General features: G+C 71.6%; 17 protein-coding genes. 15 read left to right on the top strand and 2 right to left on the bottom strand.

All coding sequences use genetic code 11. The features are described 5' to 3' along the window. Positions 1–72: 72 nt before the first annotated feature. The 11 genes from DEJ35_RS10355 (at position 73) to DEJ35_RS10305 (ending at position 11,636) form a co-directional block, all read left to right on the top strand. Positions 73–1,593, top strand: a complete 1,521-nt coding sequence (locus DEJ35_RS10355) for an ABC transporter ATP-binding protein (RefSeq protein ID WP_110861298.1) — start codon at positions 73–75, stop codon at positions 1,591–1,593. Beyond that, positions 1,590–2,957: an ABC transporter permease gene (locus DEJ35_RS10350; protein WP_181430086.1), complete on the top strand. Its 1,368-nt coding sequence runs from the start codon at positions 1,590–1,592 to the stop codon at positions 2,955–2,957. Before DEJ35_RS10355 ends, DEJ35_RS10350 begins: the two co-directional genes overlap by 4 nt. After that, on the top strand, positions 2,954–4,243 hold the full coding sequence (locus DEJ35_RS10345; protein WP_110861296.1) for an ABC transporter permease: 1,290 nt from the start codon (positions 2,954–2,956) through the stop codon (positions 4,241–4,243). The genes DEJ35_RS10350 and DEJ35_RS10345 overlap by 4 nt, the downstream gene beginning before the upstream one ends. A gap of 19 nt (positions 4,244–4,262) precedes the next feature. Beyond that, entirely contained in the window at positions 4,263–4,745 is a 483-nt protein-coding gene (locus DEJ35_RS10340) for a cytidine deaminase (protein ID WP_110861294.1), read from the top strand. Between the two features lies 1 nt (position 4,746). Beyond that, a complete protein-coding gene (locus DEJ35_RS10335) occupies positions 4,747–6,045 on the top strand; it encodes a thymidine phosphorylase (protein ID WP_111192682.1) in 1,299 nt (432 codons plus the stop codon). 120 nt (positions 6,046–6,165) lie between these two features. Further along, on the top strand, positions 6,166–7,278 hold the full coding sequence (locus DEJ35_RS10330; protein WP_110861288.1) for an adenosine deaminase: 1,113 nt from the start codon (positions 6,166–6,168) through the stop codon (positions 7,276–7,278). A gap of 3 nt (positions 7,279–7,281) precedes the next feature. After that, positions 7,282–7,728 (top strand): PTS sugar transporter subunit IIA, encoded by a 447-nt coding sequence (locus DEJ35_RS10325; protein WP_110861286.1) that lies wholly within the window; start codon positions 7,282–7,284, stop codon positions 7,726–7,728. After that, positions 7,725–8,003, top strand: a complete 279-nt coding sequence (locus tag DEJ35_RS10320; RefSeq protein ID WP_027466460.1) for a PTS sugar transporter subunit IIB — start codon at positions 7,725–7,727, stop codon at positions 8,001–8,003. The genes DEJ35_RS10325 and DEJ35_RS10320 overlap by 4 nt, the downstream gene beginning before the upstream one ends. 29 nt (positions 8,004–8,032) lie before the next feature. Beyond that, on the top strand, positions 8,033–8,875 hold the full coding sequence (locus DEJ35_RS10315) for a purine-nucleoside phosphorylase (RefSeq protein ID WP_110861284.1): 843 nt from the start codon (positions 8,033–8,035) through the stop codon (positions 8,873–8,875). Continuing rightward, positions 8,872–10,536 carry a phospho-sugar mutase gene (locus tag DEJ35_RS10310; protein ID WP_111192681.1) on the top strand — a complete coding sequence of 555 codons (1,665 nt, stop codon included), beginning with the start codon at positions 8,872–8,874 and terminating at the stop codon, positions 10,534–10,536. Before DEJ35_RS10315 ends, DEJ35_RS10310 begins: the two co-directional genes overlap by 4 nt. Positions 10,537–10,589: 53 nt before the next feature. Further along, complete coding sequence (locus DEJ35_RS10305) at positions 10,590–11,636, top strand: hypothetical protein (RefSeq protein ID WP_146244775.1); 1,047 nt, start codon at positions 10,590–10,592, stop codon at positions 11,634–11,636. A gap of 88 nt (positions 11,637–11,724) precedes the next feature. Here the strand turns inward: DEJ35_RS10305 and DEJ35_RS10300 are convergent, their stop codons facing one another. Further along, a complete protein-coding gene (locus tag DEJ35_RS10300) occupies positions 11,725–13,509 on the bottom strand; it encodes a biotin carboxylase N-terminal domain-containing protein (protein ID WP_111192679.1) in 1,785 nt (594 codons plus the stop codon). A gap of 79 nt (positions 13,510–13,588) precedes the next feature. Beyond that, on the bottom strand, positions 13,589–14,383 hold the full coding sequence (locus tag DEJ35_RS10295) for a nucleoside triphosphate pyrophosphatase (protein WP_111192678.1): 795 nt from the start codon (positions 14,381–14,383) through the stop codon (positions 13,589–13,591). A 14-nt stretch (positions 14,384–14,397) separates the two neighbouring features. Between DEJ35_RS10295 and DEJ35_RS10290 the strand changes: the two genes are divergently transcribed. From DEJ35_RS10290 to DEJ35_RS10275, 4 genes are all read left to right on the top strand, one after another. Further along, entirely contained in the window at positions 14,398–15,657 is a 1,260-nt protein-coding gene (locus DEJ35_RS10290) for a class I SAM-dependent RNA methyltransferase (protein ID WP_111192677.1), read from the top strand. Between the two features lie 176 nt (positions 15,658–15,833). Then, complete coding sequence (locus tag DEJ35_RS10285) at positions 15,834–16,553, top strand: response regulator transcription factor (RefSeq protein WP_110861271.1); 720 nt, start codon at positions 15,834–15,836, stop codon at positions 16,551–16,553. Positions 16,554–16,558: 5 nt separating this feature from the next. Beyond that, positions 16,559–17,812 carry a sensor histidine kinase gene (locus DEJ35_RS10280; RefSeq protein ID WP_110861269.1) on the top strand — a complete coding sequence of 418 codons (1,254 nt, stop codon included), beginning with the start codon at positions 16,559–16,561 and terminating at the stop codon, positions 17,810–17,812. Further along, positions 17,809–18,858 (top strand): hypothetical protein, encoded by a 1,050-nt coding sequence (locus DEJ35_RS10275; protein ID WP_110861267.1) that lies wholly within the window; start codon positions 17,809–17,811, stop codon positions 18,856–18,858. The genes DEJ35_RS10280 and DEJ35_RS10275 overlap by 4 nt, the downstream gene beginning before the upstream one ends. Positions 18,859–19,039 lie beyond the last annotated feature (181 nt).

Here is a 19,039-nt window from a genome sequence, read left to right as displayed (position 1 = left end):
CGTGCATCCGCGGGGTGCACGCGACACCGTGCGCCCGCGTGGCGCGCGCGAGACAGAAATAGACTCCCGAACATGAAGCTCGAACTCCGCGGCATCACCAAGCGGTTCGGCGCCCTGGTCGCCAACGACCACATCTCGCTCACCGTCGAGCCGGGTGAGGTCCACTGCCTCCTGGGTGAGAACGGCGCCGGCAAGTCCACCCTGATGAACGTCCTGTACGGCCTGTACGACGCCGACGAGGGCGAGATCCTGCTCGACGATGTGGTGCAGGACTTCGACGGCCCCGGTGACGCCATGCGCGCCGGCATCGGCATGGTGCACCAGCACTTCATGCTCGTGCCCGTGTTCACCGTCGCCGAGAACGTCATGCTGGGGCAGGAGCAGACCACCTTCGGCGGGCGGCTCGACCTGGCCGGTGCCCGCAAGCGCGTGCAGGAGATCTCCGACCGCTTCGGGTTCGACGTCGATCCCGACGCCAAGGTCGAGGACCTGCCCGTCGGCGTGCAGCAGCGCGTCGAGATCATCAAGGCGCTGTCCCGCGACGCCTCAGTGCTGGTGTTCGACGAGCCGACGGCCGTCCTCACCCCGCAGGAGACCGACGAGCTGATGGGCATCATGCGCCAGCTCCGCGAAGCCGGCACCGCGATCGTCTTCATCACCCACAAGCTCCGCGAGGTGCGCGAGGTCGCCGACCGCATCACGGTCATCCGTCTCGGCAAGGTCGTCGGCGAGGCTTCGCCGACCGCCACGAACAACGAGCTGGCCGCCCTGATGGTCGGCCGTGCCGTCTCGCTCGTGGTCGACAAGGAACCCTCGACCGGCGGCGACGACGCCCTGCTCGTCGAGCACCTCACCGTCACCGACCCGTCCGGCATCGTGCTCGTCGACGACGTCTCCTTCACGGTGCGTCGCGGCGAGGTCCTGGCGATCGCCGGGGTGCAGGGCAACGGGCAGACCGAGCTCACCGAGGCGATCATGGGCCTCGAGCCCGCCCACGCCGGCCGGATCACCCTGGACGGCAAGGAACTCACCGGCCGGAGCGTCAAGCAGGTGCTCGACGCGGGCGTCGGCTTCGTCCCCGAGGACCGCAAGGAGGACGGCCTGGTCGGCGAGTTCACCATCGCCGAGAACCTGATGCTCGACCGGGCCGACCACGCCGAGTTCGTCCGCGCCGGTACGATCCGGTCGGCGGAACGCGACGCCTTCGCCGACGAGAAGATCGCCGAGTTCGACATCCGCACGCCCGGTCGCACCACCGCGGCCGGTCGGCTGTCCGGCGGGAACCAGCAGAAGATCGTCCTGGCGCGCGAACTGAGCCGTGAACTCCGGCTGTTCGTCGCCGCGCAGCCCACCCGCGGCATCGACGTCGGCTCGATCGAGTTCGTCCACAAGCGCATCGTCGCCACCCGCGACACCGGTGTGCCGGTCATCGTCGTCTCCACCGAGCTCGACGAGGTCGTCGCCCTGGCCGACCGCATCGCCGTGATGTACCGCGGCGGCATCGTCGGCATCGTCCCCGCGACCACCCCCCGCGACGTCCTCGGCCTCATGATGGCCGGGGAGATCCCCGAAGGAACGGAGCTGGCAGCGTGACCACCCCACCGCCAGACAACACGCAGCAGCCGGTGCCGGCTGCGCACGGCACCGCGGACGCCCCGCTCACCGACGACCGTCTGCAGGAGGTCGAGTCGACCCCGCACCTGATGACGGACTCGGCAGAGGACACCGAACGCCGCAACGGAGCCGGTGGTGACCGCTGGCAGGCCGCCCTGCAGGGGATCCTGAACGGGTCCGTGCTCGTCACGGTGCTCGCCGTCGTCCTCGCGCTGGTCGCCTGCGGCATCCTCATCGCGGTGACGGACGAGAACGTCCGTGCCACCGCCGGGTACTTCTTCGCCCGCCCGACGGACATGCTCCAGGCGGTCGGCACCGCGGTCGGCGGCGCGTACGCCTCGCTGTTCCAGGGCTCGGTGTTCAACTTCGGCGCGGAGTCCTTCCAGCAGGCGATCGGGCCGCTCACGCGCTCCGTCGACTACTCGGTGCCGCTCATCGCCGCCGGGCTCGGGATCGCGCTGTCGTTCCGCGCCGGGCTGTTCAACATCGGCGGCCAGGGCCAGATCCTGATGGGCGCCGCTGCCGCCGGGTGGGTCGGGTTCTCGTTCGACGGGCCGGCCGCGATCCACATCCCGCTCACGATCATCGCCGGCATCGTCGGCGGCGCGGTCTGGGGTGGCATCGTCGGGGTGCTCAAGGCCCGGACGGGTGCGAACGAGGTGGTCGTCACGATCATGCTCAACTACGTCGCGCTCTACCTGGTGAGCTACCTGCTCCGCACCCCGGGCCTGCTGCAGGCCCCCGGCAGCAGCAACCCGATCTCGCCCGCCACGAAGGAGAGCGCGCTCCTGCCGCAGCTCTTCGGCGTGCGGTACGGCGTGGACCTCGGGTTCGTCGTCGCGATCATCGCGGTCGTCGTCGTCTGGTGGCTCGTCAACAAGTCATCGCTCGGCTTCCGGTTCCGCACGATCGGTGAGAACCCCCGTGCCGCCCGCGTGGCCGGCATGAGCGTCCCGTCGCTGACCATCTGGGTGATGCTGATCTCCGGTGCCCTGGTCGGCATCGCCGGCGCCTACCAGGTGCAGGGCGCCGTCACGTCGGGCTTCACCTCGGGCATCGACGCCGGCATCGGCTTCGACGCCATCACCGTGGCCCTGCTCGGCCGCTCCAAGCCGTGGGGCGTCTTCTGGGCGGCCATCCTGTTCGGCGTGCTGAAGAACGGTGGCTACGCCATGCAGGCCGCCAACGGCATCCCGATCGACATCGTCGGGGTCATCCAGGCCCTCATCGTCCTCTTCATCGCGGCGCCGCCGCTCGTCCGCGCGATCTTCCGGATCCCGCAGCCGGGTGCACGCAAGCGCACGAAGACGAGCAAGACCAGCAAGAAGGCGGTCGCCGCATGAGCACCATCAGCCCCACCGCGGCCCCCGCGTCGCCGCTCGCGGACCGTCCGGTCGAGTCCACCAGGAGCTGGAAGCTCCCGATCGGGTACGGCGTGTTCACGCTCATCGCGATCGTGCTGTTCGGCCTGCTGCCGCGTTCCGGCACCACCACGTTCCGCCTCGCGAACGCCGGTGACTTCTTCGCGCTGCCGAACGTCCCGCTGCCCGCGCTCGGGACGGGCATCGTCGTCATCGTCCTGCTCGCGATCCTGACCGTGTACGCGTTCATCGAGACGCGGGCGCTCCGCCGGGTCCCGCTGTGGGTCACGTCGGTGTTCGCGGTCGTCTTCGTCATCGGGTTCCTGACCTGGGCCGCTGCCGGTTCGTCCCTGCCGATCCCCGGCCTGCTGCTCGGCGCGCTGAGCCTGAGCGTCCCGCTCGTGTTCGGTGCCCTCGGCGGCGTCATCTCCGAGCGGGTCGGCGTGGTGAACATCGCGATCGAGGGGCAGTTCCTCGCCGGTGCGTTCAGCTCCGCGATGGTCGCGTCGATCACCGGGTCGCCCTGGGTCGGCCTCGTCGCCGCGCTCGTCGCCGGCATGCTCGTGTCGTTCGTCCTCGCGGCGTTCAGCATCAAGTACCTGGTCGACCAGGTCATCGTCGGTGTCGTGATCAACGCGTTCATCTCCGGCCTGACCGGCTTCCTGTACTCGCAGGTGCTCTCCCCGAACGAGGAGACCCTGAACATCGGCATCCGGTTCCCGAAGGTCGAGATCCCGCTGCTGCACCAGATCCCGGTCATCGGTCCGGTGTTCTTCGAGCAGACGGTCGTCGTCTACCTGGCCTACATCGCCGTGGCCGTCGTCACCTTCGGTCTGTTCAAGACCCGCTGGGGCCTGCGGCTCCGCGCGGTCGGCGAGCACCCGCAGGCCGCCGACACGGTGGGCATCAACGTCACGAGCACCCGGTTCTGGAACGTCTCCCTCGCCGGTGCGATCGCCGGTCTCGGTGGGGCGTACTTCACCCTCGACGCGGTCGGGCCGTTCACGAAGGACATGACCGCGGGCGCCGGCTACATCGCCCTGGCCGCCGTCATCTTCGGCCGGTGGGACCCGATCAAGGCGACGCTCGCGGCGCTGCTGTTCGGCTTCGCGTCGAACCTGCAGAACACGCTCGGAGCGATCGACTCACCCGTGCCCAGCGAGTTCCTGCTGATGCTGCCGTACGTGGTGACGATCTTCGCCGTGGCCGGCCTGGTCGGGCAGTCGCGCGGCCCCGCCGCGTCCGGCAAGCCCTACATCAAGAGCTGACGGCCTGGAGGCACGACACATGACCGACACGCAGCAACCAGGTGACCAGGCGGTCACCGCCACCGACCCGACGGACGCCGCCACGGGCCTCCCGGCCGACGACGTGGACTGGGGCGCCCTGCGGGACGCCGCCACGGCCGCGATGCGGCGCGCCTACGCGCCGTACTCGTCGTTCCCGGTGGGCGCCGCGGCGCTCACCGACGACGGCCGGATCGTCTCCGGCTGCAACATCGAGAACGCGAGCTACGGAGTGACGCTCTGCGCGGAGTGCTCCCTCGTGTCGCAGCTGCACATGACCGGCGGCGGCAAGCTCGTCGCGTTCACGTGCGTTGACGGCGACGGGGCGACCCTGATGCCGTGCGGCCGCTGCCGTCAGCTGCTGTTCGAGCACTCGACCGAGGGCATGCTCCTCGAGACGCTCTCCGGTGTCCGCACCATCGACGAGGTCCTGCCGGACGCCTTCGGGCCCCGGACCCTCGCCACCTACCAGCAGGAGCACTGACATGGCCGTCGAGCCGTTCGACACCGTCGACCTCATCCGCACGAAGCGCTCCGGCGGGGCCCTGAGCACCGCCGAGGTCGACTGGCTCGTCGACGCGTACACCCGCGGGTACGTCGAGGACCCGCAGATGGCCGCGATGGCGATGGCGATCTTCCTGAACGGGATGGAGCGGCGCGAGATCAAGGACCTCACGCTCGCGATGATCGCGTCGGGGGAGCGGATGTCGTTCTCGTCGCTCGGCAAGACGACGGTCGACAAGCACTCCACCGGCGGGGTCGGCGACAAGATCACCCTGCCGCTGGCACCCCTGGTGGCGTCGTTCGGCGTGGCGGTGCCGCAGCTGTCCGGCCGCGGACTCGGCCACACCGGCGGCACGCTCGACAAGCTCGAGTCGATCCCCGGGTGGCAGGCGTCCATCACGAACGACCGCATGATGCAGGTGCTGCAGGACGTCGGCGCGGTCATCTGCGCCGCTGGGTCCGGCCTGGCCCCCGCGGACAAGAAGCTCTACGCGCTCCGCGACATCACCGGCACGGTCGAGTGCATCCCGCTCATCGCGTCGAGCATCATGTCGAAGAAGATCGCCGAGGGCACCGGTGCGCTCGTGCTCGACGTCAAGTTCGGGTCCGGCGCGTTCATGCCGACGTACGAGGCGTCCCGTGAGCTCGCACAGACCATGGTCGACCTCGGCAACGACGCCGGGGTCGCGACCTTGGCCCTGCTGACCGACATGGAGGTCCCGCTCGGGCTGACGATCGGCAACGCCCTCGAGGTGCGGGAGTCGGTCGAGGTGCTCGCCGGCGGAGGCCCCGCCGACGTCGTCGAGCTGACCGTGGCGCTCGCGACCGAGATGCTCACGCTGGCCGGACTGCCCGACGCCGACCCCGCAGCGGCGCTCGCGGACGGCCGCGCCATGGACACCTGGCGTCGGATGATCGAGGCGCAGGGTGGGGACCCGTCCGCCGCGTTGCCCGTGGCCCGCGAACAGCACGTCGTCACCGCTCCGACGTCGGGGGTCCTCACGCAGCAGGACGCGCTGCCGTTCGGCGTCTCGGCCTGGCGGCTCGGGGCCGGTCGTGCCCGCGCGCAGGACCCGGTGCAGGCAGGTGCGGGCATCGAGCTCCACGCCAAGCCGGGGGACACCGTGACCGAGGGGCAGCCGCTCTGGACGCTGCACTCCGACGACGCGTCGCGGATCCCGCGCGCGCTGGAGTCGCTCGAGGGTGCGTGGACCATCGGCCCGGCGGACTCTGCCACTGCGGCACGTGGGCCGATCGTGCGCGAGCGCATCGGGTCCTGAACCCGGCCGCGCGACCGACCGGAGGCTCCCTGCACACCTGTGGGGAGCCTCCAGTGTCTTCCGCTGTGGGTTGTGCACAGGTGCCTGCGCGGCGGCGGTGACCACCGATAGCCTGGGGGCATGAGCGCCGACGCCCCGACCTACCGCCTGCCCGACGCCGGGGCGGTCATCAACGACCTGCCGAAGGTCTCGCTGCACGACCACCTCGACGGCGGTCTGCGTCCCGCGACCATCATCGAGCTCGCAGCCTCGGCGGGTGTGTCGCTCCCCACCACCGACCCGGCCGAGCTCGGGCAGTGGTTCGCCGACCAGTCGAACTCCGGCTCCCTGGTCGAGTACCTGAAGACGTTCGACGTCACCACGTCGGTGATGCAGACCGCACCGCAGCTCACCCGGATCGCCCGCGAGTTCGTCGAGGACCTGGTCGCCGACGGCGTCGTCTACGGCGAGGTCCGCTGGGCGCCGGAGCAGCACCTGCAGGGTGGGCTGACCCTCGACCAGACGGTGGAGGCCGTGCAGGCCGGCATCGAGGAAGCCGTCGACGCCGCCGGTGGGCGCATCCGCGTCGGCCAGCTCGTCACCGCGATGCGGCACGCCGACCGGTCGCTCGAGATCGCCGAGCTCGCCGTCCGCCACCGTGACGCCGGGGTCGTCGGCTTCGACATCGCCGGTGCCGAAGCCGGGTTCCCCGCCTCGAACCACCGCGCCGCCTTCGACTACCTGGCGTCCGAACTGTTCCCCGTCACCGTGCACGCGGGGGAGGCCGACGGGCTCGCCTCCATCAGGTCCGCCCTCGTCGACGGTCGGGCGCTCCGCCTCGGGCACGGCGTCCGCATCTTCGAGGACGTCGCCCTGTCCGACGCCGGGGACGGCTCGACGCTGGCCTCGCTGGGCGAGGTCGCCTCGTGGGTCCGTGACCGCGAGATCCCGCTCGAGGTCTCGCCGTCGTCCAACCTGCAGACCGGGGCGATCGCCGCGTGGGGCGACGACCTCGCCGACCACCCGTTCGACGTGCTCTACCAGCTCGGCTTCCGCGTCACGGTGAACACGGACAACCGCCTGATGAGCGGGACCTCGCTGTCGAAGGAACTCTCGTTGCTCGCGGGCACGTTCGGGTACGACCTCGACGACCTGGCCGCGTTCCAGATCAACGCCGCGCTCGGGTCGTTCCTGCCGCTCGAGGACCGCGAGGAGATCATCGCCACCATCACGGCCGGGTACCAGGAGGCCTGACGCATGGGACTGCCACCGCTGCCGGACACCGCCGTCCTCCTCGGTGTGGACGCGCCCGCGTGGCGTGACGCGATGCGCCTGGTCGGCGGTGCGCTCGTCGCCTCGGGCGCCACGACCGACGAGTACACCGACGCCATGATCGGCATGGTCGAGGAGCACGGGCCGTACATCGTCATCTCGCCGGGGCTCGCGTTCGCGCACGCCCGGCCGGGTGGTGCCGTCGTGCGGGACGGACTCGCGATCGTGACGCTCGCGTCGCCGGTGGCGTTCGGACACCCGCACAACGACCCCGTCCGTGTGGTGCTCGGGCTCGCGGTGGCCGAGGTCGGCACCCACCTGGAGTCGATCGGCGAGATCGCGAACCTGTTCAACGACGCCACCGTGACCGGGCGGATCGCGGCGGCGACCACGGCGGACGAGGTCCGCTCGATCATGGGGGTCTCCGCGTGAAGATCGTGACCATCTGCGGCGCCGGCATCGGGTCGAGCGGCATCCTGAAGGTGAACGCCGAGAAGGCGCTCGACGCCCTCGGGCTCTCGGCGTCCGTCGTCGCGGCGGACGTCGCCTCCGTGCGGGACGTCTCGGACGACGCCAACGTGATCCTGACGAGTCAGGAGTTCGTCGAGGCGATCGGCGACACCTACGCCGAGGTCATCGTCATCGCGAACCACTTCGACCAGGGCGAGATCACGGCGGCGGTGGACCGGGCGCTCGGCGAGCACTGAGCGCTCAGTCCGCCCTTTAGAGTTGGGGCATGAGCACCGAGAACCCGCTGAACGACCCCGCTGCCGACCCGTTCGAGGTCGCGCGGGACGCCGCAGCCGCCATCGCCGAACAGTCCGGCATCGAGCGGCACGACATCGCCCTGACCCTCGGCTCGGGCTGGGGCAAGGCCGCCGACATCATCGGTGAGACCGTGTCCGAGATACCGGCCGAGCAGGTCCCCGGGTTCAGCGCCTCGGCCGTCCCCGGACACTCCGGCACGATCCGGTCGATCCGCCTCGCCGACGGCCGCCACGCGCTCGTCATCGGTGCCCGCACCCACTACTACGAGGGCCACGGGGTCCGTCGGGTCGTGCACAGCGTCCGCACGGCGGCGGCGACCGGTGCCTCGATCATGGTGCTGACGAACGGTGCCGGCGGCATCAAGGAGCACTGGACCCCGGGCACCCCGGTGCTCATCAGCGACCACATCAACCTGACCGCGGACAGCCCGCTCGAGGGCGCGACGTTCATCGACCTCACCGACCTGTACTCGGCGCGGCTGCGCTCGGTCGCGAAGTCCGTCGACCCGTCCCTCGACGAGGGCGTCTACACGCAGTTCCGCGGCCCGCACTACGAGACCCCGGCCGAGGTCCAGATGGCGAAGACCATCGGCGGGCACATCGTCGGCATGTCCACCGCGCTCGAAGCCATCGCCGCCCGTCAGGCCGGCATGGAGGTCCTCGGGTTCTCGCTCATCACGAACCTCGCCGCGGGCATCCAGAAGACCCCGTTGTCGCACACCGAGGTGCTCGAGGCCGGCAAGCAGGCCGAGCCGGTGATCGCCGACCTGCTCGCACGCGTGGTCGCCGCAGTCGGGCAGCCGGCATCGTGAAGCTCGACCTCGACCAGGTGCTCGGCACCGCGCGGGCGTGGCTGGCGCAGGACCCCGACCCGGAGACCCGCGACGAGCTGGCCGCGGCGATCGACGCGGCGGTCGACGGTGACGGGTCCGCTGTCCGTGCGCTCGCCGAGCGGTTCGACGGTCGGCTGCAGTTCGGCACCGCCGGACTCCGCGCGGAGCTCGGCTGGGGCCCGCTGCGCATGAACCGGGTCGTCGTGACCCAGGCTGCTGCGGGGCTCGCACGGTTCCTCATCGACACCGGTCGCTCGCGCAGCGTCGTGATCGGGTACGACGGGCGGGTGAACTCGGACGTCTTCGCACGCGATTCGGCCGAGGTCATGCGCGGCCTCGGGCTCGAGGTCACCCTGCTGCCCTCGGCCCTGCCGACACCGGTGCTGGCGTTCGCCGTCCGGCACCTCGACGTCGGTGCCGGCGTCATGGTCACCGCGAGCCACAACCCGCCGCGGGACAACGGGTACAAGGTCTACCTCGGTCAGGACGACGACGGCTCGCAGATCGTGCCGCCCGTCGACGGCGAGATCGCGGACGCCATCGACGCCGTCGCCGCCGGGTCGGTGACGGAGCTGCCGCGCGACACGGACTACACCGTGGCGTCGGCGGGCCTGCTCGATGCCTACGTGGCCGCCACGGCCGCGATCGTGCCCGCTCCGGCACTTGGTCTCGATGAGCAGCCGAAGGTCGTCTACACGGCGATGCACGGCGTCGGGTGGGAGACCGCTCGCGCGGTGTTCGCCGCCGCCGGGTTCGCCGAGCCGGCCGTCGTGCCGGAGCAGATCGAGCCGGACGGTGCGTTCCCGACGGTGTCGTTCCCGAACCCCGAGGAGCCGGGTGCGATGGACCTGGCGATCGCCCGCGGTCTCGCCGTGAGCGCCGACCTGGTGATCGCGAACGACCCCGACGCCGACCGGCTCGCCCTCGCGATCCCGGACGGATCCGGTTCCTTCCGTCGGCTGTCGGGCAACGAGGTCGGCTGGCTGCTCGGGTGGCGGGCCGCCGCACGGGCGTCGGAGTCCGGCGCGACCGGCACCCTCGCCGCCTCGATCGTCTCGTCGCCGGCGTTGGCTCGGGTGGCTGCACGCCACGGGCTGGGGTACCGCGACACCCTGACCGGCTTCAAGTGGGTGTCGCGGGTGCCCGAGCTGCTGTTCGGGTACGAAGAGGCCCTGGGCTACCTGGTCGACCCGTCGGTCGTCCGCGACAAGGACGGCATCTCGGCTGCGCTGGAGCTGCTGTCCCTCGCCGACGAGCTCGCCGCGTCGGGCTCGACCATCGCCGACCACCTCGAGGCCTTCGCCGCCGAGTTCGGGGCGTTCGCCTCGGGGCAGGTCGCGACCCGCGTCGACGACCTGGCGCGCATCGGCGAGATCATGGCGTCGCTCCGGTCCACGCCGCCGACGACGCTGGGTGGGCTCGACGTGCACACGGTGACGGACTACTCCGACGGGGTGGCGGGCTTCCCGCCCTCGGACATCCTGCGCTACGACCTGTCCGGCGACGCCCGGGTGATCGTCCGCCCGAGCGGGACCGAGCCCAAGGTGAAGGTCTACATCGACACCGTCGCGGACACCCCCGCCGAGGCTCAGCGCCTGGTCGACGCCCTCGCCGACTCGGTGCGCCCCCTGGTGTCGTAGGGCGTCGGTCCGCAAAACACCGGTGTTCGCGCTCTGAACACCCGCACAACGCGGTGCAGAGCGCGAACACCGGTGTTTTGCTGTTCCTCCACAGGGGGGTGGGGGAGCGAGGGCCGCCAACAAGGAGGGGACCGCCGTCGTGTGGGCCGTGCGGGAGCCGCGACGGTGGGGCCATGGCTCACATCACGGTGTTCGGCGCGGCTCCGGGCAATCCCGATCCGAGAGCGCACCGACGGCTCGCGGATGCCGCTCGCCGCGGGACCCTCATCCGCCTGACGGCCGGCCGGTACGTCGACCGAGACGCGTTCGAAGCAGCGAGTGCAGCGGAGCGCCATCGTGCACGGGTCGAAGCGGTCGCGCCGAACATCCACCCCGCCCTCGTGATCTCCCACGAGTCGGCTGTGGCGATGCTCGGACTCCCGTGGCTCGGGGAGTTCCCGGAGCACGTCGTCGCCACCGATCCGCGTCGAGCCACCGGTCAACGTCGCGCCCATCTCCAGAAGGTCGGAGGGGCGGGTCGCCCCATCGCTTGTGCGAGCGTCGGCGGACTGCCCGTCACGACTCTCGTGGTCACCGGGGTCGACGTCGCGCTCCGAGCGTCGTTCCGCACTGCGGTGGTCGTGTTGGACGCGGTGCTGGCCCGAGGAGTGGCGCAGGAAGCGCTGCTCGCCGAACTGCGCAGTCGGGAGCCTCGTCCGCGGGCGTCCACCCGCGCGCGACGCGCGATCGAGTTCGCAGACGCGGCTGCTGACTCACCGGGTGAGTCAGTGGCGCGGCTGTGTTGGGCGGAAGCGGGGTTCCCGGCGCCGGTGCTGCAGCAGGAGTTCCGCGATGCGGCCGGCCTGATCGGCCGGGTGGACTTCTGGTTCGAGGACGCCGGCGTCGTCGTGGAGTTCGACGGGCTGGTCAAGTACCGTGACCGAACGATGCGCGCTGGTCGATCCCCTGAGCGCGTCGTCATCGACGAGAAGCTCCGAGAGGACCGGCTCCGTGCGCACCGCCACGTCCGCAGGGTCGTCCGCGTGACGTGGCCGGACGTGGAGCCGGGCGGCAACGGCCCCGTGGCACTCGAGGCAGCCGGAGTGCATCGTGTTCGATGAAGCAAAACACCGGTGTTCACGAGTCGAACCACGGTGTGCGCGTGTTCGACCGGCGAACACCGGTGTTTTGCGAGAAGGAGCGCCCGCGCTACGCGAGCTCGAGCAGCACGTGACCGGAGGAGACCGTCTGGCCGACCGGGGCGTTCAAGCCGGTGACGACGCCGTCCTTGTGGGCCTGCACGGGCTGCTCCATCTTCATGGCCTCGAGCACGACGAGCAGGTCGCCCTTCACCACGGTGTCACCCTCGGCGACCGCGAGCTTCACCACGGTGGCCTGCATCGGCGACGCCACCGACGACCCGGACTTCGCCAGGCCCCCGCGGACGGCCGACGAACGGCGCTTCGGGGGAGCGGAGGGGCCGGTGGGACGACGACCGGCGACACCGCCGACAGCACCGCCACCGACGATCGACGGCATGGTGACCTCGATGCGCTTGCCCTGCACCTCGACCACGACCGAGTCGCGCGCAGCCGGCGCCGGCAGCTCCTCGGGGGAGCCGCTCCACGCCGGGATCTCGTTGACGAAGTCGGTCTCGATCCACTGCGTGTAGACGCTGAACGGCTCGTCGTCGGCCGTCGCGAACGCCGGGTCCGACACCACGGCACGGTGGAAGGGGAGCACGGTCGGCAGGCCGGTGACCTCGAACTCGGCGAGTGCACGACGCGAACGCTCCAGCGCCTCGGCACGGGTGGCGCCGGTGACGATCAGCTTCGCGAGCATCGAGTCGAACGATCCGGACACGACGTCACCGGAGACGACGCCCGAGTCGACACGCACGCCGGGGCCGGACGGCGCGTTGAACGCGTGCACCGGGCCGGGCGCGGGGAAGAAGTTGCGACCCGGGTCCTCGCCGTTGATGCGGAACTCGAACGAGTGTCCCCGCGGTGCGGGGTCCGAGTAGTCGAGCACGCCGCCCTCGGCGATGCGGAACTGCTCGCGCACCAGGTCGATGCCGGTGACCTCTTCGGAGACGCAGTGCTCGACCTGCAGGCGGGTGTTCACCTCGAGGAACGACACGGTGCCGTCGGCGCCGATGAGGAACTCGCAGGTGCCGGCACCGACGTAGCCGACCTCGCGCAGGATCGCCTTCGACGACTCGTACAGTGCGGTCTGCTGCTCGGGCGTCAGGTAGGGCGCCGGAGCTTCCTCGACGAGCTTCTGGTGGCGTCGCTGCAGCGAGCAGTCGCGGGTGGAGACCACGACGACGTTGCCGTGCTCGTCAGCCAGGCACTGGGTCTCCACGTGGCGCGGCTTGTCCAGGTACTTCTCGACGAAGCACTCACCGCGACCGAACGCGGCGATCGCCTCACGCGTGGCGGACTCGAAGAGCTCCTCGACCGAGGCACGGTCGCGGACGACCTTCAGACCACGACCGCCACCGCCGAACGCCGCCTTGATCGCGACGGGCAAACCGACCTGGTCGACGAAGTCGAAGACCTCGGAGACGTCCTGCACGGGCTCGATGGTGCCGGGGGCGAGCGGTGCGCCCACCTTCTCGGCGACGTGGCGCGCGGAGACCTTGTCGCCGAGGCGCTCGATCGACGCAGGCGAGGGGCCGATCCAGACGAGCCCGGCATCGATGACGGCGCGGGCGAAGTCGGCGTTCTCGGCGAGGAACCCGTAGCCCGGGTGCACGGCGTCCGCGCCGGAGCGGCGGGCGACCGAGATGATCTTGTCGATGACGAGGTACGTGTCGGCGCTCGTGGTGCCGTTCAGCGCGTAGGCCTCGTCGGCGAGGCGGGCGTGCAGGGCGTCACGGTCCTGGTCGGCGTAGACCGCGACCGATGCCTTGCCCGCGTCGCGGGCCGCGCGGATGATGCGGACGGCGATCTCGCCGCGGTTCGCGATGAGGACCTTGCTGATACGGGGCATGACACATCAGCGTATTCGTGCGGCGGGAGTGCGTTTTGACTGGCACCCACAAAGAACCACCCGGAACAGGTGCGGATGTCTACAGTGCCCACAGGTCGTGCCAGGCGATGCCGAAGCCCCGGAGGAGCATCGATCGCAGCACCGGCAGCGACATCCCGATCACGGCGGACGGTGCTCCGTCGATCCGCGTGATGTACGCCGCGGCCCGACCGTCGATGGTGAAGGCGCCGGCCACCTCGAGCGGCTCGCCCGTCGCGACGTACGCGTCGATCTCGTCGACGGACACGTCGTCGGCGAAGGTCAGCACCGCGCTGTCGACCGCGACCACGCGGTCGCCAGCGGCGGCCAGCGCCGATCCGCCGGGCGCGACGTCACCCAGCAGCGGGACGCCGGCGGTGGACGTGACCAGGGACCGGACGGGAGGCACGGTGCGGGCCGGTGCCGTGCCTCCAGGCCGTCCCGTGCCCGGGTCCGGAGCCCGGCGCCGGTCGTCGCGTCGTCGATCGATCACGCAGTGTCCGCTCCACAGCGTCCCGCCGCCGGCGGCGAGCATCTGCCGCCAGCGCTCCCGGGCGACCGCGGGGTCGTGCGGCTTGCCGTACAGCTGCCCGTCGACCTCGAAGGCCGAGTCCCCGCCGAACACGACCCCGTCGACCGGCGACCCGGCGACCGCGGAGTCGGCGACTGCGGACGCCTTGGCGACGGCGAGGAGCGAGACGAGCTCCGGCCCGGTCAGGGCACGGCCGAGCGATGCCGCGGCGGCGGCGCCGACGGTGTCCTCGTCGACCCCGGGGGACACGAGCACGGGATCGACCCCGGACTGGGCGAGGAGTGCTCGGCGGGCGGGGGATGTACTCGCGAGGTACAGACGCATGGGACCATCTCACCATGGGTGAATCCGTCGGCACGCTGCTCGAACTCGACGTCACCGGGATCGCCCACGGCGGCATCTCGGTGGCACGGCACGAAGGACGGGTGGTCTTCGTCTCGGACGCGATCCCCGGGGAGCGCGTCGTCGCCCGGGTGACCGAGGACCGCAAGAAGTCGTTCTGGCGCGCCGACACGGTCAGCGTCGTCACGCCGAGCGAGCACCGCGTCGACCACGTCTGGCCCGAGGCCGCGCTCGAGCGTGACCCCGAGACGCGTCCGGGTGGTGCCGAGTTCGGTCACATCGCCCTGGCGCACCAGCGCACGCTCAAGCACGACGTCCTCGTCGACTCGTTCGCGCGGTTCGCACGGATGGACCTCGCCGAGGTGCTCGGCCACGACGTCGTCGTCGAGGCCGCGCCCGGCGACGACGCGGCGAACGGCCTCGGCTGGCGCACCCGCGTCCGGCTGCACGTCGACGAGCAGGGCACCGCCGGCCCGTTCGCGGCACGCTCCCACTCCGTCGTCCCGGTGACCGGCCTGCCGCTCGCGACCGCCGTCGTGCAGCAGAGCGCCCCGCTCGGCCGTGGTGCGCTGCCGGGCTCGTCGGTCATCGACGTCCTCGCACCGAGTGGCTCCGAGGGAGCGCGGCTCGTCATCGACGACCAGAAGCCCACCGTGGTGACCGAGGTCGTGGGGGAGCGCACGTTCCAGGTCGACGACAACGGGTTCTGGCAGGTGCACCGCGCCGCGGCGACCGTGCTCACCGAGGCCGTGCAGGACCTGGTCGACCGCGACCGCCTCGACCCCGAGGGCACCCACCTGGACCTGTACGGCGGTGTCGGCCTGCTCGCCGCCGCGCTCGGCGACCTGGTCGGCCCGAAGGCGCGCATCACGAGTGTCGAGAGCGCCGCCCGTGCCACCGAGCACGCGCAGGAGAACCTGTCCGAGTGGCTCGGCGCCCGCGCCGAGACCGGCCGCGTGGACCGCTGGCTGACGAACACGGTGGCGAACGCCTCGCGCGCCGAGAAGGACCGCTTCCGCGCCGGGACGATCGTGCTCGACCCGCCCCGCGCCGGTGCCGGTCGGGACGTCGTCGTGCAGATCGCCGCGCTCCAGCCGGAGCAGGTCGTCTACGTGGCGTGCGACCCGGTGGCGCTGGCCCGCGACGTCGCGACGTTCGCCGACCTCGGCTACCGGCTCGAAGCACTGCGGGCCTTCGACCTGTTCCCGCACACCCACCACCTGGAAGCCGTCGCACGCCTGGTCCCCGCGCGCTGAGGTCCGGTGGTCGCGCGACCAAGGGTCCCCGCGTGTCGGGGTGTCCACCAATCGGCGGACCGGCCAGCGTGGCGCAGCGGAGAAGCCCCGCACCTGAGTCCGGGCTGGGTATCCTGGGTCGTTGATGGCACTCCGGTTTCAGGGGCCGGCGTCGCGCATCGGAACGAGAGGCCACTGTGGCAGCAGGAACGACACCCACCAGCACCGAGACGTCAGGGGCGGCCACCAGGCCGGTCCGGGTCGCGATCGTCGACGACCACGAGTCCGTCCGACTCGGGATCCAGGCGGCGTGCCAGAACGAGGGGTTCGAGGTGGTGCTCACCGCCGCCAGCGTCCCCGAGTACGTCCAGAACCTCGACGGGCGAGAGGTCGACGTCGTCGTCCTCGACCTGTCCCTCGGTGACGGCTCGACCGTGACCGAGAACGTCAAGGGCGTGCAGGGGACGGGATCGGCGGTGCTCGTGCACTCCATCGCGGACCGTGTCGCCAACGTGCGTGAGGCGCTCGCAGCAGGGGCTGCCGGCGTCATCCCGAAGTCCTCGGCCACCAAGACCGTGATGGCCGCGGTCGCCACCGTCGCACGCGGTGACGTGCTCAACAACCTCGAGTGGGCGAGCGCCATCGACGCCGACCGCGACTTCGCGAAGGCGCAGCTCGGCCGCCGCGAGCGCGAGATCCTGCACCTCTACGCCTCGGGCCTCCCGCTCAAGCTCGCCGCCCAGCAGCTGGGCATCGGCTACTCGACGGCCCGTGAGTACCTCGACCGGATCCGTGTGAAGTACGTCGAGGTCGGTCGCCCGGCCCCGACGAAGGTCGACCTGCTGCGTCGAGCCGTCGAGGACGGGATCCTCCCCGGGCTCGACTCGGGCATCGACCCCGACGGCGACGGTCGCTGACACGGATGGCGACCGCGGCTGAGTCGGCGCGGACGGTCGTCGAACCGGCGCCGTTCGGCGCCGATCCGGCGCGCAGCGTCCGCGCCTCGATCACGCAGGCGTCGGTCGAGCGTGCGTTCGCGATCCTCCTCGCGATGGCGGCGATCGGCCTCGGCATCGTCGACGCGCCCGCGGTCCTGGAGCAGCTGCCGTACCTCGACCCGTTCTGGGGTCCGACGCTGATGCTCGCCCTCGCGGCGTCGTTCGTGTTCATCGGGGTCTCGGCCTTCGTGCAGCGGGTGGCGCAGCCGGCGCAGATCGTCTGCGCGCTGCTGTTCCTCGTCGTGCTCGTGACGTGGACGGCGACCGTGCAGGAGCCCATCCCCTCGTCGCAGCAGCCGTGGCCGTGGTGGTTCTGCACGGTCGGCTGCACCGCGGCGGCGATGGGCTTCGCCACGTGGCGCGCGACGGTCTACACCGCGCTCGTGCCGGCGGTGTACGTCGTCATCCGGCTCAGCCCGCTCGGCGGCGACGTCGGGGTCCTCGCCGTCCTGCTCGACGGCGTGTACACGGCGCTCCTCAGCGGCGCGGTGCTCGTCATCGCGGTGGTGCTGCGGCGTGCGGCCACGGCGGTCGACACGGCGCAGTCCACGGCGGTGCGGCGGTACTCGCTCGCCATCCGGGAACACGCGACCGAGGTCGAGCGGGTCCAGGTGGACGCCATCGTGCACGACAGCGTGCTCACGACGCTGCTCTCCGCCGCCCGCGCCGACACGCTCGAGGCCAAGACCCTCGCCGCGCGGATGGCCCGGAACGCGATCGACCACCTCGAGGCCGCGGCCACCGACGGTCCCGGTGACGTCGCGCCGGTCGCCCTCGGGGAACTCCGGGCACGCATCCGCGAGGGGGTGGGTGCGTTGCCCGCCCCGGTCCGCCTCGTCCCGACGCCGACCGGGTCGGTCCGCCTGCCCGCGTCGGTCGCCGATGCGCTGGCCTCGGCAGCGCTGCAGGCCGCGGTGAACAGCGTGCAGCACGCCGGCGACGGCGACGTCACGCGCTGGGTCCGCATCGAGCAGCAGGGCCAGGGAGTGCTCGTCGAGGTCGGTGACGACGGCCGCGGGTTCGACGTCGCGGCCATCCCCGCCGAACGGCTCGGTGTCCGTCGCTCCATCGTGGAGCGGGTCGCGACCGTCGACGGACGCGCCGAGGTGCACACCGCACCGGGCGAGGGCACCCGCATCGTGCTGACGTGGTCGCCGGCTGACAGGACGACCGCATGAAGGTCTCCCTGCCGGCGAGCATCGCCCTCGGCCTGGCGTCGCTGTTCTCCGTCTACCACCTGGTCCTCGCCGCGGCCACGCTCCCGCGCGTCGACCAGGTCGCCCCGATCATCGCCTGCATGGTCCTGTACGCCGCGGCCACCGGCCTCGCGCTGTTCGTCCCCGGCAGGGTCCTGCCGGTCTGGACCGCCTGCTTCTCGCTCGCCACCGCGATCGTGATGCCGGTGATCGCCGCCCCCGTCCTCGTCGAGGGACGCGGTCCGGGCTCCGCCACGTGGTGGATCGCGGCCATCGGCACGCTCATGGTGGTGCTCGTCGTGCGGGGCCGCGGACCCTTCGCATGGGCTGGCGTGCTGTTCCTGACCGTGTACACCGTCGCCTGGGCCGGTCTCGGCTCGCTCGGTGGGCTCGGCGTGGTCGGCAGCGTCGCCTGGGTCGCGATCGCCACGGTCTTCGCCGCCGCGATGAGCCGCGCCACCCGGAACACCCGTGAGCTCGTCGTCGCCGAGCAGGAGACCGCCGACTGGCAGGCCGCGCAGGACGCCCACGTGTTCGAGCGGCAGTTCCGGCTGAGCCAGACCACCCGGATGGCCCTGCCGATGCTGCAGCGCATCATCGACTCCTGCGGCGACCTCGACGACGCCGACCGTGCCGAGTGCCTGCACCTCGAGCAGGCCATCCGCGACGAGATCCGCGGCCGCTCCCTGTTGTCCGACGACGTCCGCGACGAGGTGATGCGCCTGCGTCGCCGCGGCGCGACCGTCCAGCTGCACGACGACGGCGGGCTCGACGACCTGGACGCCCCGGACATCCGCCGCATCCACGCCCGCGTCGCCGAGGCGCTCCGGCAGGCCCGTGACGCCGACAACGTCATCGTCCGGACGGTCGGCGAGGGATCCGACTCCGCGGTGACCGTCGTCGGACTCCGCCTCGACGGCGCGGCCAGTGAGTCCGCGGCGCTCGGAGCGGGGCTGGACGACGACGACGGTGACGAGGACGACTCCGTCGCCCTCTGGCTGGAGATCCCGCGGCACGAGCCGGCGTAGCGCGCGGCACGCGCGCGGCACGCGGCGGCGCGCGGCGGCGCGCGCGCGCGTGTCGCGACGATGCACCACGTGATCGACAGGTGGATCGTCGCGAACGTGGTGCGGACCGCGCTGCGGACGAACGTGGTGCGCCGGGCGTGCGGGCGGCGGGGGACGCGATCGGGGGACAGCCGGGAGGCCC

Source organism: Curtobacterium sp. MCPF17_051 (assembly GCF_003234595.1).
Taxonomy (GTDB): domain Bacteria; phylum Actinomycetota; class Actinomycetes; order Actinomycetales; family Microbacteriaceae; genus Curtobacterium; species Curtobacterium flaccumfaciens.
Note: the sequence above shows the minus strand (reverse complement) of the source record. Positions and strands in the feature narration are given on the sequence as shown.

Excerpts from the sequence above, each read along its gene's own strand:
- DEJ35_RS10325 (WP_110861286.1), top strand. The coding sequence starts at position 7,282 with ATGGGACTGCCACCGCTGCCGGACACCGCCGTCCTCCTCGGTGTGGAC.
- DEJ35_RS10275 (WP_110861267.1), top strand. The coding sequence starts at position 17,809 with ATGAAGGTCTCCCTGCCGGCGAGCATCGCCCTCGGCCTGGCGTCGCTG.
- DEJ35_RS10290 (WP_111192677.1), top strand. The coding sequence starts at position 14,398 with ATGGGTGAATCCGTCGGCACGCTGCTCGAACTCGACGTCACCGGGATC.
- DEJ35_RS10345 (WP_110861296.1), top strand. The coding sequence starts at position 2,954 with ATGAGCACCATCAGCCCCACCGCGGCCCCCGCGTCGCCGCTCGCGGAC.
- DEJ35_RS10335 (WP_111192682.1), top strand. The coding sequence starts at position 4,747 with ATGGCCGTCGAGCCGTTCGACACCGTCGACCTCATCCGCACGAAGCGC.
- DEJ35_RS10300 (WP_111192679.1), bottom strand. The coding sequence starts at position 13,509 with ATGCCCCGTATCAGCAAGGTCCTCATCGCGAACCGCGGCGAGATCGCC.
- DEJ35_RS10315 (WP_110861284.1), top strand. The coding sequence starts at position 8,033 with ATGAGCACCGAGAACCCGCTGAACGACCCCGCTGCCGACCCGTTCGAG.
- DEJ35_RS10355 (WP_110861298.1), top strand. The coding sequence starts at position 73 with ATGAAGCTCGAACTCCGCGGCATCACCAAGCGGTTCGGCGCCCTGGTC.
- DEJ35_RS10340 (WP_110861294.1), top strand. The coding sequence starts at position 4,263 with ATGACCGACACGCAGCAACCAGGTGACCAGGCGGTCACCGCCACCGAC.
- DEJ35_RS10330 (WP_110861288.1), top strand. The coding sequence starts at position 6,166 with ATGAGCGCCGACGCCCCGACCTACCGCCTGCCCGACGCCGGGGCGGTC.
- DEJ35_RS10280 (WP_110861269.1), top strand. The coding sequence starts at position 16,559 with ATGGCGACCGCGGCTGAGTCGGCGCGGACGGTCGTCGAACCGGCGCCG.
- DEJ35_RS10295 (WP_111192678.1), bottom strand. The coding sequence starts at position 14,383 with ATGCGTCTGTACCTCGCGAGTACATCCCCCGCCCGCCGAGCACTCCTC.